Source organism: Janthinobacterium tructae, assembly GCF_006517255.1.
GTDB lineage: Bacteria > Pseudomonadota > Gammaproteobacteria > Burkholderiales > Burkholderiaceae_D > Janthinobacterium > Janthinobacterium tructae.
In genome coordinates this window covers 5,404,840-5,420,378 of record NZ_CP041185.1, presented here as the reverse complement: position 1 = coordinate 5,420,378, position 15,539 = coordinate 5,404,840, and the positions used below count along the sequence as shown (strand labels likewise).

Below are 15,539 nucleotides of genomic sequence, written 5' to 3'. Positions count from 1 at the left end.
CAAATTTCAATATGCTAATATCTGGTCCGCCTTGGGCATGCCCTGGCCCCATCTGGCGCCAGGCCCCTGCATCTCCACTCAATCGAGGACTATCCATGTCGGTCTACGCCATTACCATCCCCTGCTTCGCACAAATGCTGCGCTCCCTAAGCACCCTGCTAAGCAAAGGCGAAGAACGCGCCCAGGCGCTGGGTTTTGAGGTACAAAACCTGCTCGACGCGCGCCTGGCACCCGACATGCACACCCTGGCGCGCCAGGTGGAATTCACGTGCACGCAGGCGCAGGAAGCCGTGTGCCGGCTGACGCAGAAAGCGCTGCCCCAGCTCGCCACGCCCGCCGACATGCGGCAAGCCAAGACGCTGATCGAGGACACCCTGGCAATGCTCGCTGCGGCGGATCGCGCAGCGGTCGATGACAGCGCGCAGCAGCCCGTGTCGATCACCCTGGCTGGCGGCTTGAGCTTCGACATGACGGGCCTGGAATACGCGCTCAACTGGGCCACGCCGCAGTTCTATTTTCACCTGGTGACGGCCTACAACATCCTGCGGCATAACGGCGTGCCGCTAGGCAAGGCCGAGTATGTGCAGCATATGTTTGCGTATGCGCGCCAAGCATAATGACTTGCATGTTTGAACAAGGAAACCCATGCTGCTCTCACTAGACGATCCCATCTGGCCCACCCTGGAAGGCGGCTACCGCATGCCCTACGACGTGGCCGCAGCGCTCAAGGCCATGCAGGCGGGCGAAGACGTCTGGCATGAACTGTGGGAAGAGCTGCACCACCAGGGCGACGTGGGCGTCGCCTCGTACGCGGCCGTGCCCCAGCTCGTCCACATGCTGGGCAACGCGCAATCGCGCGAGGAAGATTTTTATGCGCTCATCGCCCTGATCGAGCTGGAGCGCCACCGCAAGCACAATCCGCCGCTGCCGGACTGGCTGGCCGACAGCTATCAGGCAGCCTGGGCGCAGCTACCGGCCATCGCCGCGCGCGACCTGCAAGGCCAGCAGGACCCCGTCATGCTGGAATCCGTATTTGCCGTGCTGGCCCTTGCCAATGGCAAGCTGCGGCTGGGCGCTGCCCTGCTGCACATGGATAGCTCGGAGGTGGACGAGTGGCTGGAAGAGCGGCTCGGCTGGACCGAGGTCTACGGCGAAGATACCTGACAGTCAGAAACGCTCGTCGCGCAGCGCCGGCAGCACCAGTTCGCGCACGAACGAGGCATTCGACAGGCTCAGCAGCATGCGCACGACGGCAACGACGTCATGCACGGGAATCAGCTCGCCCTCGCCCCGCGCGGCGGCGTCCGCCAGAGGCACGGACAAGCCATCATAGGTATTCAGATAGCCCAGCTGCAGCGCCGTCACGGCCAGTCCCTGTACGCGGAAACCTTCGCGCAAGGCATCGGCGATGCCGTTCAGGGCGAATTTCGAGGCGCTGAACGTCACTTCCGGGCGGCCGCTCTGGCGCAGGCCGGACGTCGACCCCGTGAGTATCAGCTGCGGCTTGCTGCTGGCCAGCAAGCGGGGTACCAGGCGCTTGAGCAGCAATATCGTCGCCGTGATGTTGATATTGACCATGTCGACGATGGCCTCGTCCGCATCGCCGAGAAAAGCGTAGTCATCGCTGAAGGCTTTTTCTTCCCACACGCCCAGGTTGTAGATCACCGCATCCAGCACGGCGGGCGCTACACGCGCGATGCGTTCGACGGCCTCGGCCGGTGCGGCCAGGTCCGCAGCGATCCATTGCAGCTGTGTGCCCTGGCCGGCAGGCAAGTCGGCGGGTTGCTGGCGCGATACGCCGATGACGGTATGTCCGTCAGCGAGCAAACCGTCCACCAGCGCGCGCCCCAGGCCCCGGCTGGCGCCCACGATCATGATGTGCATTGTGTGTCCTTTCCAATGAAGTCAACGCCGATGATAGCGGCGTTGTATTAAGCACAGCTGAGGCTATTCCCCATACGCACCGCATTTACTCACACGGCGGAAATGCGTATGCTAGGTCTGGCAATCTCCGATAACACACAAGAACGAGACACATGCCTACTTCCAACACCGCCGCAATCAACGCCGCAAGCCGTCCCCTCACCAAGCAAGACTATAAAACCCTGTCGCTGGCCGCCCTCGGCGGCGCGCTGGAATTCTACGATTTCATCATCTTCGTCTTCTTTGCCAACGCCATCGGCCAGCTGTTCTTCCCACCGGAAATGCCGGAATGGCTGCGTTTGCTGCAAACCTTCGGCATCTTCGCCGCCGGCTACGTGGTGCGTCCGCTGGGCGGCATCGTCATGGCCCACTTTGGCGACTTGCTCGGCCGCAAGCGCATGTTCACCCTCTCCATCCTGATGATGGCCGTGCCGACCCTGCTGATCGGCTTGCTGCCGACCTACGCCACCATCGGTCTGGCCGCCCCGCTGCTGCTGCTCTTGATGCGCGTCTTCCAGGGCGCGGCCGTGGGCGGCGAAGTGCCGGGCGCCTGGGTGTTTGTGTCCGAACACGTGCCGAGCCGTTTCACGGGCTTTGCCTGCGGCGTGCTGACGGCCGGCCTGACGGTGGGCATTCTGCTCGGCTCGCTCGTCGCGACGGGCTTGAACACCGTCTACACGCCGGCAGAAATCACCGATGGCGCCTGGCGCTATCCGTTCTTGCTGGGCGGCCTCTTCGGCTTTGGCGCCATGTATCTGCGCCGCTGGCTGCATGAAACCCCCGTCTTTGCGGAAATGCAGCAACGCAAGGCGCTGTCCACGGAAATGCCCCTGAAATCCGTGCTGCGCAGCCACCGCGGCGCCGTCGCCGTGTCAATGCTGCTGACCTGGATGCTGTCGGCAGGCATCGTTGTCGTCATTTTGATGACGCCTGCCCTGCTGCAAAAGATCCACCACATCGCGCCGCGCACCACCCTGGTGGCCAATACCGTGGCCACCCTGTGCCTGGCCTTCGGCTGCATCATCGCCGGCATGCTGGCCGACCGCCTGGGCGGCAAGCGCGTGATCTTCGTCGGCTCCGTGCTGCTGGCCATCAGCACATATATCTTCTACACCACCGTCGGCAGCCGCCCCGACCTGCTGCTGCCCCTGTACGCGATGACGGGCCTGTTCGTCGGCGTCGTCGGCGCCGTGCCCTACGTGCTGGTGCAGGCGTTCCCGGCCCAGGTGCGCTTCTCGGGACTGTCGTTTTCCTACAACTTGTCGTACGCGATTTTCGGCGGCCTGACGCCCGTGGTCGTGACCCTGATGCTGAAGAACAACGTGCTGGGCCCCGCCTATTATGTAATCGGCGTGTGCGTAATCGGCATGCTGACGGCGCTGTTCATCAAGGACCAGCGGCAGACCGTGGGACGCTAAACGCGCCGCCTGCGCCCCAAGCCGCCTTCGGGCGGTTTTTTTTCGCCCCCGATTTGTCGCGCTGCACCAAATTCTGAAAAGGCGTTTCACATCGCGGAATCTGAACCGCCAGACTCAGCCATTGATGCTCTCACTTTTTGAAAATTCATTTCACATCCTGAAAAATCATAATTAAGCCATTGAAAAACAAAGACTTAATTTAAGTTATATGTCTTATATAAGACTTGAACATTGGCGCGAATCGGCCTACTATTTAGTCATGCAGTTTGCTTCGACAAGACGTTGTGGCGCACTCGGCGATTTTCTCAAACATAGCTTTTCTTTTTAGGAGATTCACATGTCCCAATATCAAGACGACATCAAGGCTGTTGCTGGTTTGAAAGAGCAACAAGGCAGCGCCTGGAACGCCATCAATCCCGAGTCCGCCGCCCGCATGCGCGCCCAGAACAAATTCAAGACCGGCCTGGACATCGCCCGTTACACGGCCAAGATCATGCGCAACGACATGGCTGCCTACGATGCGGACCCATCCAAGTACACCCAGTCGCTCGGCTGCTGGCACGGTTTCATCGGTCAACAGAAGATGATCTCGATCAAGAAGCACTTCAACAGCACCGACCGCCGCTACCTCTACCTGTCCGGCTGGATGGTTGCCGCCCTGCGCTCCGAGTTCGGCCCGCTGCCAGACCAGTCGATGCATGAAAAGACCGCCGTCACCAGCCTGATCCGCGAACTGTACACCTTCCTGCGCCAGGCCGATGCCCGCGAACTGGGCGGCCTGTTCCGCCAGCTGGACGCGGCCCAAGGTGCTGAGAAGCAAGCGATCCAGGCCAAGATCGACGGCCACATCACCCACGTCGTGCCCATCATCGCCGACATCGACGCCGGTTTCGGCAATGCGGAAGCCACGTACCTGCTGGCGAAACAGTTCATCGAAGCGGGCGCCTGCTGCATCCAGATCGAAAACCAGGTATCGGACGAGAAACAATGCGGCCACCAGGACGGTAAAGTCACGGTGCCACATGAAGACTTCCTGGCCAAGATCCGCGCCATCCGCTACGCCTTCCTGGAACTGGGCGTGGACGACGGCATCATCGTTGCCCGCACGGACTCCTTGGGCGCCGGCCTGACCAAGCAGATCGCCGTCACGAATGAACCAGGCGACCTGGGCGACCAATACAACTCCTTCCTCGACTGCGAAGAAGTGTCGGCCGATGCGCTGGGCAATGGCGACGTCATCCTCAAGCGCGAAGGCAAGCTGCTGCGTCCAAAACGCCTGCCAAGCAACCTGTTCCAGTTCCGCGCCGGTTCCGGCGAAGAGCGTTGCGTGCTCGATTGCATCACCTCGCTGCAAAACGGCGCCGACCTGCTGTGGATCGAAACGGAAAAACCGCATATCGCGCAAATCGGCGGCATGGTCAGCGAAATCCGCAAGGTCATCCCGAACGCCAAGCTGGTGTACAACAACAGCCCATCGTTCAACTGGACCCTGAACTTCCGCCAGCAGGTGTATGACATCATGAAGGCCGACGGCAAGGACGTGTCCGCCTACGAACGCGCCCAGCTGATGAGCGTGGAATACGACCAGACGGAATTGGCGATCACGGCCGACGAGAAAATCCGCACCTTCCAGGCCGACTCGGCCCGCGAAGCCGGCATCTTCCATCACCTGATTACCCTGCCGACCTACCACACGGCCGCCTTGTCGACCGACAACCTGGCCAAGGAATACTTCGGCGACCAGGGCATGCTGGGCTACGTGGCCGGCGTGCAGCGCAAGGAAATCCGCCAGGGCATCGCCTGCGTGAAACATCAAAACATGTCCGGCTCGGACATCGGCGACGATCACAAGGATTACTTCAGCGGCGAAGCGGCGCTGAAAGCGGCTGGTAAAGACAACACCATGAACCAGTTCTGAGTTTTTGGTTTGGCTGTAGATTGAAAAACCCGCTTCGGCGGGTTTTTTTGCGTCTGCGCTGCGGGCAGGCGACCATTTCGTAGGTCGGCTTAGCGGAACGCGTAAACCGAAATGCACAGCCGCAGGCGCATCGGGCTTTGCGGACTGCGATCCCGCCAGCAATAGCGCTGATACCAACTCACTTACCGGCAATCGATATCGATCTCGTTCTGCCCGGCCTTGCTGCCTTTCCTGTAGGTAAATTCGCACACGCTGACACTGTCGTCCATTCGCCTCGACAGCGTTACTTCTCCATGCACGCCATAGCTGCATTGCAGCCACTTGCCATCTGGATAGCGGCCTTCCAGTCGGTAGCTGAGCGTCGTTTGCCCTTTCTTCTTGCGCTCCTCGCTGGGCACGAGCTGGCCCCTGCGCTGCGGTGCGCCATCGATAGGCGCTGCGGCGCTCAGGTAGAGCTGGCTGTCGATATACGGCGCCCAGCCAGCCGGTACGCCGGTCAGGCTGATCGATGCCGCAGGCACGCTCTCCGGACAAGCATATGAGGCGGTCACCGCAGCCTGCGCGAGCACCGGGAAAAGGCAGCAGGCGACGCCGGTCAACAAAGGTTTAGGTTGCATGGATGCTCCCCTATTCGATGACGAAGAAAGCATCGGCATTGTTGCTGGGATCGATATGCAAGCCATTCTTGTATTGCCCTTTGGAACGCAGGGTGCGCGAAGTCACGATGCCCAGGCGCTTGCCCGACCACTGATCCATGACAATGATCCCGTCCAGCGTCTGTCCCATATACAGGGCTGCGTGATTGCCTTGTTGATGATTCGCATACTTACCGTTGATAAACGTGGCAATGGCCGTGCCCTTGCGCAGCAAGCGATTTCCCAACGCTGCCTCCCCCTGCTTCCAGGCCAACGGGGCTGGCGCGCCCGCGTAATGGCGGACCAGCGCGACGCATTGATGGTTGCCGACCATGGTGGTTTTTTCCAGTTCGTCGACTTTGGTATAGGTGTAGGACATGGGACTCTCCGGGGGTGGTGGGAGAGGCTTACGATACATGGGGGAAAAATATGGGGAATTGAGATGGGATAAGGTTTGAGGGGGAGTAATGCAAAACCGCGCCCGCGTGCCAAGCCAGTCTCAGTCCAGCCGGCTGGCAGCGAAGCGAGAGGGGGATTCGAATCATAGCTGGCAAAGCGCATGGATGGCTGATTTCGACGGATGGTAGATTAAAGAATACCCCCAACGATGCCCTTACCAAAAAGTTGGCTACCTACACCATGAATTAATGCAACAAAAAATATCCATTCGAGCTAAGGATTGAAAATCCTTGTGTCGGTGGTTCGATTCCGCCCCGGGCCACCAATAATAAGCAATAAAATCAAAGAGTTACGCGCACTTGCCCGTAGCTCTTTTTTTCGCTCTTACTAAAGATAGCCTATAGGTAGGATACCTATTAGGTACGGCCAATCCTAGGCTGTAGGCTTGCGCACGCTGCCGCTGCTGTACGAGTAAAAGAAGTGATAGTAGGTGAACGAGTGACACCTCAGACATTTCCCCCATGACTATCGCCACTGTCGAAGCAGGGGGCGTAAAAATTTTCCCCAATTTTCCCAAAAAATGAGCCGTCATAGTAGCCAATATACAGCAGTGGCAACGCACAGTGGGAGCGTGGTAACGGGGTTAAGTGAGTTACAAATAAAAATCGGCGGCTATCGTAAATTGACGGCCGCCGATTCGAGTCAGGCTCAAAATTGCAGATTAGTCATTACGAAAACCGGTTGAGCCCAGGTAGTTCTGTGCAAGCTCCTCGGCTTCTTTTTCAGCGCGAACGATGCTGATTTTGTCGTTTTGCACTTTCGTCTTTACACGGAGGTAGATATTGAACGACTCCATCGTCTCGCCTGCTGAGCGCAACTCACCCTCAATGATTGCCTTTATGACACCATCGTCTTTGTAGCGATCTTTGAGTTTTTGATACGCGCGCATTTCGAGCGCCTCACCGGCAGTGCCGGATACTTGCTTAATTGCATTGGTAAGCATGCTATGACTCCGTAGTTAGGGGTAGGTTTTTGGTGAACTCGTTCACCGTTAGGTATTCTGCCCCATTCAAGATAGGGATAAAATGTCCACATCTACCACGACGAATGCTACCCTTGACAAAACAAAAATTACATGAATTCGAATCAGCATCTATCGATCTCATGGATGCTGAACTCCAGTTATTGCTCACCATGACTTGGGAGCACGAGCAGGGTAACGGACTCACGCAACTTGGCAACTTATCCAAGCTAGTTAAAGAAAAGGTTGGAGAGTCTTCCCACATATTCGAGACGGAACGTGATCGGGAATCAGCCGCCTGGGCGATTCTTAACTCACTTCAGCATGCAAACAACATTGGTGTTAACGAAAGGGGACTCTCATACTCGTTGCTAGACTGGTCAATATCGCCGACTAATAAGGATTTATTGCGCCTCCATCGGGAAACTAAAGCGCCGTACTTTGTCGTAGTTTCGCTGGTGCGGGAGGCCAAAGCAGCGCTTGATGATCGCACCCCCAAGGGCCGCATCATGCAGCAAATACGCACAAGGATTCGTTTGATTGGCGAGCGCGAACAATTCCCATTTCACGTGCCAGCATTAGCGGCTTGCATTATGGCGATTGCTTCCCGTCCAGGAAGGATTGTTCAGTCCGAACTCATTGCCGAAGTCGAGAGCTATGAAAAGGGGGTCGAGGGAATAGCTGCCGATCCTGCCCGTATCAAGCGAATGGAAATTGTCGCTGAGCTGCTTCCAACAGCAAAGCAAATTCGACTAAAGATAGATCAGTGCTACTCTTGGAGCGATTTGGCAAGTTTCAGTGGGAGCCGCACAAGCCTTAACGCCCTCAGCCACTATACACAGCTGAACCACTATGGATATGTCTCCGACGCACGATTCTCCCCTCAACGCGTCGCCGTAAAAATTCTCCCCTCCGATTTTTTCTATAGCCAATTCAGCATCTGGTTCTTGCGAGCGTCAACACTGATGTTTAGTGGGGATGACCGAGAAACTAGAATACTTCGACGCAGCATTATCGATTCGGATCGAGCGAATATTCGTGTATATGACAAGGGAGTTCTTGATTCGTTGGCCCTACTTGTTCCTCTTGATGATCCCAATCATGACATTGGGCGGCAACTGGCACTTCTCTTGATGCGGCTAAATTTGGAATGGCAAAAGCGTCATAGTAAGCCTAAAGAATCTGCAGAATTTCTCGAGAAATTACCCCCCAGCCTTCGACATCTTGTCGTCAGTCATGGGATGCGGCGCAAGATCGTCAGCTCTAAAAAGACTATCTTATATTGTTTGGCTGGATTAATTGCGGAAAATAGTTACAGGTATCGACATCAGAATAAAGATAAGCTAGAACCACTAGGAATCAAAAATCGATCCGATTTTGATGATTACGTTTCAAAACTCATACACCAACATGGCTTTCAGTACAGTTCGGAGACACTACGCAGAAGGCGCTCTAATTGGCATCGCGAATTTTTAGATCGTGTACCTGAAATCTTCGGCCTTGATGATGCCTCAACTTGATGTTCGGCCGAAAAACCGTTGCGGCGGAAGGCAACCGAAAGATTCCCTTGGCGCCTGTAAATGTCGTTGCTGCCAGCGCTTCCCCACCGCTCGCAATTGCCAAGTATCCAATAGTTGAGATTTGCTCAGACGCCATATATTAATCTACTCACTATATGGAATTTATCAACAAGAATTCATGGAAATTACATGTCATCATCTTCATAAGAATCACGTGCACCCCTAACGCGATTAAATGCCGACTTCCAGCTTTCACTCTTAGCAGGCTCATCTAAATAGGGCGCAATCTTCCCAAATAGATCATGGACCTGCATTCTTGATAAATTTATATTTTGACGTAACTGAGAAAGAGCAAACTTTTCATAGCTATCAAACCCCTCTTTGACACATCGGCCAAACTGCGCCAAAGCAGCGGGAAATTCAACAGGAATTTCAGTGTCTTTTACTTTGTGCTGATGCACTAATAAAGGTATTCCAAAGAAATAGGCTAGCTCTGGAATTACTCGTAACACAAAGCGTCGAGCCTTTATACATACTTTCAAATTATCAACATCAGTCCCCATCGCCAACTCAAGTTTCGACAGTGATGCACCCGCCATCCATAGTTTTGTTAGTTTTTTTAAATATGGCAAAGCATAGGTAGCTTTCTCATCATCATTCGATATTTTTACGAATACGCCGCCAAATAGATCTTCAAGCGTATCGTCGCGAATAATCATTTTGAAAAATCCAGCATTCCTAGATATCCATGCGAACATCCAACTACACCATTTTTCGACCGAATCCAGCTTTAAAATCAGCTCCGGAGTGACCTCTTTTGACAGTGCCGAAACTACCGAAACTGGTATGCCTAAGGTAGACGCAATCTGCAATTCATCATTATCAAATTCATCATTATTGTTATGGTTTTCGTAGAATTTTATAGCTGCGTTAATCCGTTCAGAAATCCAATTTTTGTCGCCTTGCTTGATAGCACGGTAAGCTCCTAAAGACCTTGATATGATTTTTGAAATTTTCTCAGATACGTCTTTCCCTGCCACTGAATTGCCCAGTCTGGAAATAACATAACGCTCAACTTCATTGGCGGTGGCTGTATTAGCATGCACACGATCAAGTATTGCAGTTATCGGATCGTCAATAACTAAACATTGATCAGATTGCGCAAAAATTTCCTGCAGACTATTCCAATGGCTACCAATTATACCTTTATTGAAATCAACTCCAACAACTTTACCTGGAACAACTAACACAATACCATTAGATTTTGAACCAGCCCGGCCTGCGCGACCGGCTGCATTAAGAAGATCTTGAGCTTCCAATACCTTACGTCTATCCAAGTTTTCATCAAATCTACTATCTTCTGCAATAATTACCAATTCGCTAGGAAAATTCATGCCTTGAGCTACCGTAGAGGTTGCTACCATTACCGCAGCACCATCTGGGCGTGCATATATAGATTCGCATAGGTGACGTTCCTCCGTTAGCAGAAGCCCGTGATGAACAACACACTGATTATTCAGGCGACCATTCTTTATATCGATATAAAGATGATCAGCGCCACCCATTTCCAACTCAGATATTTTTAATAATTTATTTTCTTTTTCATTAAGTCTCACAGAAGTCCTGCCGCCAAGCTTTTTTAATTTAGCAACCGCGCTTGCAGCATTTTTAATAGTTTGGAAAAAGACAAGAGTTTTCAATCCCGACTTTGCAGCTTCATTTGCAATTCGAGAAGAAACTTCACCAGAATTAGGCGTAATCTTCCAGTACTTATTGGCGCCAAGATTGATATTTTCACTAAGCAGCGGCAGTAGCGCATAATCCACTTTCTTCCTAGTTGCCCAAGTCTGTTGCAATCCGAAAAGCCCTAAAGGTTGGCAGATTAACGCTTCCTTGTCTTTAGTAGAAGGAGCAATTGTTTTTCCAACTTTGCTAGATATTACAAGTCCTTTAGAAAGCTCTTCTAGTTCGACTTGTCGATAAACAACACTCCCTCTTAGCTGTCGAGTAGGTTTCCAAGCAAGTGAGAGTTCCAAGCAAGGACGGCCGGTAAAGCTCTGTAGCCAACTGGCAATTTCGCCAGTGTTTTTCATCATTGCAGAGAGTAAGAGGAAGTCTGCTGAGGGTGCCAAAGAGGCGAAGCCGAGTATACAAAGCATTGAGTCGAGAGCCCTCCTCCCGAAAGCGTTAGCGTCATTGTGAAGCAGATGGCACTCGTCAAACACTAACATGCCAACATCTTCAAATCCCGAAGGATTGACACTGATTTGCGCAAGGCATGCTTCCGGCGTCATCACGACCACTTCTGGGGTATTTGTCGAGATGTCGTTGAAGGAGATATCTAGTAGATTTTCTTGGGTTACATGCTCACTGGGAAAAACTCGCTTTAGCGCGGCTGTTACCTGCCCGACCAACGCATTAGTGGGTGCGAGGAACACAACTTTCTTACCCATTAACAACGTTGAGTTAATTTTTAATTCTGAAAGAGTTGACTTCCCCGCCCCAGTTGGAAATCCTACGGCAGCAGAAACCCCAGGGTTCAAATACCCTTTATCAATCGCCTCACGATGATTTCGCCAAAGATATGGTCTTCCAATTGCAATCCGTCGAATAGATTCCCGCCATTTTTCTGGAGACACCCCAGTAGGCGGGGGGATACCATGAATTGTTATCCCCGGTAAATCTAAGCTTAACGCTATAAGCAACGACGCTAAATGATGGGGGCCGGAGAAGGCACCAATCTCTTTCGTAAGCCATTCCTGGTCATCGGGAGCTGCCGATGCTAAGCCTTTGACCCGGAAAAATATCTCTTGAGCATTTTCCGACTGCAGGTCTTGGATATGCAACAGTTCTTGAGCTAGACGAATGACGCCTTTTAAGATTTCCAAGTAGAGCGCTTGGATAGCAGCATCTGCCATAGAATCGTAATTTCCGAGATCGAGTGTTGGTATCGTTTGCTGACACAACTGCTCAAGCTCTCCCTTCGCAATTCCTTGTACAGCACCAATTAAGCTCAAAACGATTGGATTTTGGCCATCTTCTGCCTGAATTTTAGTAGCAAGTTCCGCAGCATCCGGAGTAGCCTCTGCAATTAAAAATAAAAGTATTGCAGCTAAGTCCGTAGATATACTTTGAGCACCCAAGTAACTACGATTTGGTGCATCTCCAAGAATGCTATTTGCGTTAAAACTTAGCACATGGGCCGACCCCGCAACGAATGCAGCAGAGGCTCTATCCAATCGATTCGGAGTACTTGCTACCAATGCCTCGTTAGTCAGAGCTAAACGACGCATTCGATTAATCACACCTCTAAGAGCATCTGTCTCGACGTCCAATCCTTCACGAATGCGCAGGCGTGCAGCAGATATTTCCGCAAATACCTTGGCCATCTCTTCGGGCAAGCGATCTCTGTCCAGACCCTGTAAAGGAGGGGAGCTTCTAATTAGACGAGATGTTATCGGATCGTACATTAGTTTTTTTCCATTTTTTTGGCGAATTCAATAGATTTAACCGCCAACTTATCGAACCAATCTCTTATATCAGAAGAGTAAAATACTTCGCTCCGACGTCGATCTATTTTTCCAGAAATGGTAGTCGAATATCCCTTGAATAAATTAGCATAGCCCGCGTCGCTATTAAACTTATCATCGATAGTGACCGAAACCCGATACGCCCTTGCATCTTTCCATATAACTTCCTCAATTGCTTTATCGACATCGATATCTGATCGATTTTCTAAAAGATGGGTTAATTGATCTGTTAGTTCATTGTCACGATTGCCCAATTCCATTTCCGCAAACTCTTTCCAAATACGACCAACCAAATTTTTCGTATTTGTCGTTGCTTTCTCTTCGCAAATAACAACCAACGAAACCGATCTTTTTTTCTTATCGAATTGGACATGGACACCATCGAATCCCTTATGGGCATGAATAGTGTGCGGATATGCAATAACGTCTGCAAGACCCTGCATATGCGCTGAAATCCAAGATATCACTTGAAACATCCAGCCATCCCGATGAAAGGGATATTCTGGATCTACAACTGTAAGAAGTTTAATTGCGCCGTCTAAGGCCGTTGACTTCCCTTTTGTCGCGCTAACGCTTAACTCAGTAAGTACACGGCGAACGTACCTACTCTGCCCCATGGCTACTCGTGCGATAAGCTCTGCAAGCTTGTCGTCATCTACGACCTCCCACCGGCAGCCCGCCCAATTGGTTTTATCTTTTATCGGCTTGAAAGTTAATGGCATTAAAGTACCTAATTGTCTACGGCAATCTGCGTCAAGTTGCTATTGCATCAAGCATACCATCAGTCACTATAGGATGTCAGTGCCCGCAAGAAATTAAGGATAGCGCTACGCAGGCCAATTCTGCATCAAACGAGCACTACGGAATAAGCACACACTCGTATCCAAAGTGATTGCTCATGAGCAATTTTTGCAGAAAAAGAACGTCATCATCCCGCTCAAGTTCCTCAACACAACCCTTGTGTTGATATATTGGCATCAAAATTCGGATTGGGCGAGGCTTTTTGATGGGACAGACATAGCCTGCCCCTATTTGGGGCAGCCACTCAGCACTTTGTAGTGGTCAACCCATCCCGGACACTACGTTAAGTTTTTCTTCGGTGACGGCCGGTGCCAACCCCTCATTGAACTGATGTGGCCGTATCCAGTTATACCGGTGCATCAGGTAGTGGCTAATATCCCGTTGTGCTTCCTGTGCCGTCAGGTAACCAGTTGACGGCAGCCATTCAGTTTTGAAGCTGCGGAACAGCCGTTCCATCGGGGAGTTATCCCAACAATTTCCCCGACGGCTCATACTCTGTCGTATCCGATAGCGCCACAAGCGCTGACGGAATTTTCGACTGGCGTACTGGCTACCTTGATCCGAATGAAACAGCAGCCCCTGTGGTCGACCTCGCTGCTCGTAAGCCATTTCCAGCGCTTGCACAACAAGGTCGGCGTCGGGTCGTAGCGAGAATGCCCAGCCCACCGCTCGGCGAGCGAATAAGTCCAACACCACGGCCAGGTAATACCATCGGCCTTGCGCCCAGACATAGGTGATGTCCCCGCACCAGACCTGATTTGGCGCCTCCACTGTGAATTCACGGTTGAGGTGGTTCGGAATATCGACCCGCTCCACCGTAGCCTGCTTATAGGCATGGCTGCCAGGCTGTTTGCAGACCAGTCCCAACTCCTCCATCAAACGACTGACTTTAAAACGGCCAATTGCCGTGCCTTCCTCGCGCATCATGCCCATGATGCTGCGACTTCCCGCCGAACTGCGACTCTCGACAAACAGCTCGTGCACGCGGCTACGCAATGCCATGCGCTCAACATCAATGTGGCGGACGCGCTCCCGATGTGCATACAGGCATGACCGCGCCACGTCGAACACCGCGCAGATCAACTCGATTGATTCGTCACCACAAATCTGATCGATTACCTCGTACGTTCTATCCCTTCCGACATCAAGAGCGCGGTAGCTTTTTTAAAATGGACTTCTCCCGCTCGAGACGCTCAATGCGTGCTTCGAGTTCCTATATTCGCTGCTGATCAGGCGTCATTGCCTTACTCTGTGGCGTGATGCCTTGCCGCTCCAACTGAAGCTGCTGCACCCAGCGGCGCAGCACTGATTCGCCGATGCCGACCGACCGGCTTGCCTCTGTATGGCTATATCCTTGATCCAGTACCAGGCATGCCGCCTGCCGTTTGAACTCAGGGGAAAACGTACGTCTTTGCTTGCTCATCAAACACCTCTCCATGGCGAGCATTCTCGCCTAAATCAGTGTCCGGGTACATTAAACCACTACACATTGACCGTTGAGCACCGCAGGTGCGAATAAGCAGGTGTGAAGTTAGCTAACCAAAGGTTAGCTAACTTCACCTATCCTGCCCCGCTTCGCGCAGCGACTAAACCACAAAAATCATCGGACGCAACTTCGACCGAACCATTTTTTTGCAGGTACGAGAGCAAATTTAGCAGGAATGTATGCCGAAACTAGCACGGTAGTTCCGCCCTGTGCAGCGACTGAAACCCTTAAATCACCGGGTAACACCACGACCAAACCATTTTTTTGCAGGTACGAGAGCAGATTTAGCAGGAATGTATGCCGAAAGTAGCACGGTTGATCAGCGGCAATTGGCAGCGTCCAAGTGGGAACATTTGACATGCATCTGGGCCGACCTTGATCAATGTCAGGAACAAATTTTCATAGTCTGCTGTACGAGTACTACACGGCAATAGCACGCTTCTCCCCCGATGGCTGCGCCTTTCCGCGTGGACAGAAAGAGCTCCCCCTGGAGGCGGTCAAAACGATTGCTGACAGGTATTGATGGCGTGAGATGCCAGCAGTCGCATGCACATGTGGCGGCGATACAGCAACAGGAGCAATGAAATCTGGGCCGCGCCAATGTATCTATCACATGAAGAATGCGCTGTCGATTGCCGAATTTTTAGCTGCTAAAGCTTCCACGAACCCGCTCCTGTGTCCAGCCTTGATCTCACACAAAGTGCGCGGCAGGCTTGATCCAAGTGGCATGGCAGGCCGATTCTTGTTGCACCAGCGATTACGGCATTCGATACTGGACCCATGTTTTCGGAATAATGATTGCGAGCGCGTCTCGACGAAGGACGAATCGGTCGCAGGGCAAGGCCTGCGGCATATGCCATTCGCCCCGGTGCTGCCGCTGGCATTTTT

Annotated in this window: 11 protein-coding genes and 1 pseudogene; 5 read left to right on the top strand and 7 right to left on the bottom strand. The window is 52.7% G+C overall.

The window, feature by feature from the left end:
* Window positions 1–95 precede the first annotated feature (95 nt).
* On the top strand, window positions 96–617 hold the full coding sequence (locus tag FJQ89_RS23780) for a DUF1993 domain-containing protein (protein ID WP_141171951.1): 522 nt from the start codon (window positions 96–98) through the stop codon (window positions 615–617).
* 28 nt (window positions 618–645) lie between these two features.
* On the top strand, window positions 646–1,164 hold the full coding sequence (locus FJQ89_RS23775; protein ID WP_141171950.1) for a hypothetical protein: 519 nt from the start codon (window positions 646–648) through the stop codon (window positions 1,162–1,164).
* A gap of 3 nt (window positions 1,165–1,167) precedes the next feature.
* Here FJQ89_RS23775 and FJQ89_RS23770 read toward each other — a convergent pair whose 3' ends face one another.
* Window positions 1,168–1,884 carry an SDR family oxidoreductase gene (locus tag FJQ89_RS23770; RefSeq protein WP_141171949.1) on the bottom strand — a complete coding sequence of 239 codons (717 nt, stop codon included), beginning with the start codon at window positions 1,882–1,884 and terminating at the stop codon, window positions 1,168–1,170.
* Window positions 1,885–2,036: 152 nt separating this feature from the next.
* Between FJQ89_RS23770 and FJQ89_RS23765 the strand changes: the two genes are divergently transcribed.
* Together FJQ89_RS23765 and FJQ89_RS23760 are read left to right on the top strand one after the other, a co-directional pair.
* Window positions 2,037–3,341: an MFS transporter gene (locus FJQ89_RS23765; protein WP_141171948.1), complete on the top strand. Its 1,305-nt coding sequence runs from the start codon at window positions 2,037–2,039 to the stop codon at window positions 3,339–3,341.
* A 337-nt stretch (window positions 3,342–3,678) separates the two neighbouring features.
* Window positions 3,679–5,259, top strand: a complete 1,581-nt coding sequence (locus tag FJQ89_RS23760; protein ID WP_099760425.1) for an isocitrate lyase — start codon at window positions 3,679–3,681, stop codon at window positions 5,257–5,259.
* A gap of 182 nt (window positions 5,260–5,441) precedes the next feature.
* Here FJQ89_RS23760 and FJQ89_RS23755 read toward each other — a convergent pair whose 3' ends face one another.
* The 3 genes from FJQ89_RS23755 to FJQ89_RS23745 form a co-directional block, all read right to left on the bottom strand.
* The gene (locus FJQ89_RS23755; protein WP_141171947.1) at window positions 5,442–5,876 is read right to left on the bottom strand and encodes an STY0301 family protein; all 435 of its coding nucleotides are present in this window, start codon (window positions 5,874–5,876) and stop codon (window positions 5,442–5,444) included.
* A gap of 10 nt (window positions 5,877–5,886) precedes the next feature.
* A complete protein-coding gene (locus FJQ89_RS23750; RefSeq protein WP_141171946.1) occupies window positions 5,887–6,273 on the bottom strand; it encodes a BPSL0067 family protein in 387 nt (128 codons plus the stop codon).
* Between the two features lie 741 nt (window positions 6,274–7,014).
* Window positions 7,015–7,296: a hypothetical protein gene (locus FJQ89_RS23745; protein WP_141171945.1), complete on the bottom strand. Its 282-nt coding sequence runs from the start codon at window positions 7,294–7,296 to the stop codon at window positions 7,015–7,017.
* 113 nt (window positions 7,297–7,409) lie between these two features.
* Between FJQ89_RS23745 and FJQ89_RS23740 the strand changes: the two genes are divergently transcribed.
* Window positions 7,410–8,834, top strand: coding sequence for a hypothetical protein (locus FJQ89_RS23740; RefSeq protein ID WP_141171944.1), 1,425 nt, complete (start codon window positions 7,410–7,412; stop codon window positions 8,832–8,834).
* A gap of 185 nt (window positions 8,835–9,019) precedes the next feature.
* On the opposite strand, the gene FJQ89_RS23735 is transcribed toward FJQ89_RS23740, so the two are convergent.
* From FJQ89_RS23735 to FJQ89_RS23725, 3 genes and pseudogenes are all read right to left on the bottom strand, one after another.
* On the bottom strand, window positions 9,020–12,304 hold the full coding sequence (locus FJQ89_RS23735) for a DEAD/DEAH box helicase (protein WP_141171943.1): 3,285 nt from the start codon (window positions 12,302–12,304) through the stop codon (window positions 9,020–9,022).
* Complete coding sequence (locus tag FJQ89_RS23730) at window positions 12,304–13,086, bottom strand: hypothetical protein (RefSeq protein ID WP_141171942.1); 783 nt, start codon at window positions 13,084–13,086, stop codon at window positions 12,304–12,306. The genes FJQ89_RS23735 and FJQ89_RS23730 overlap by 1 nt, the downstream gene beginning before the upstream one ends.
* A gap of 340 nt (window positions 13,087–13,426) precedes the next feature.
* Window positions 13,427–14,588 (bottom strand): annotated as a pseudogene (locus FJQ89_RS23725) (IS3 family transposase).
* Window positions 14,589–15,539: the final 951 nt, after the last annotated feature.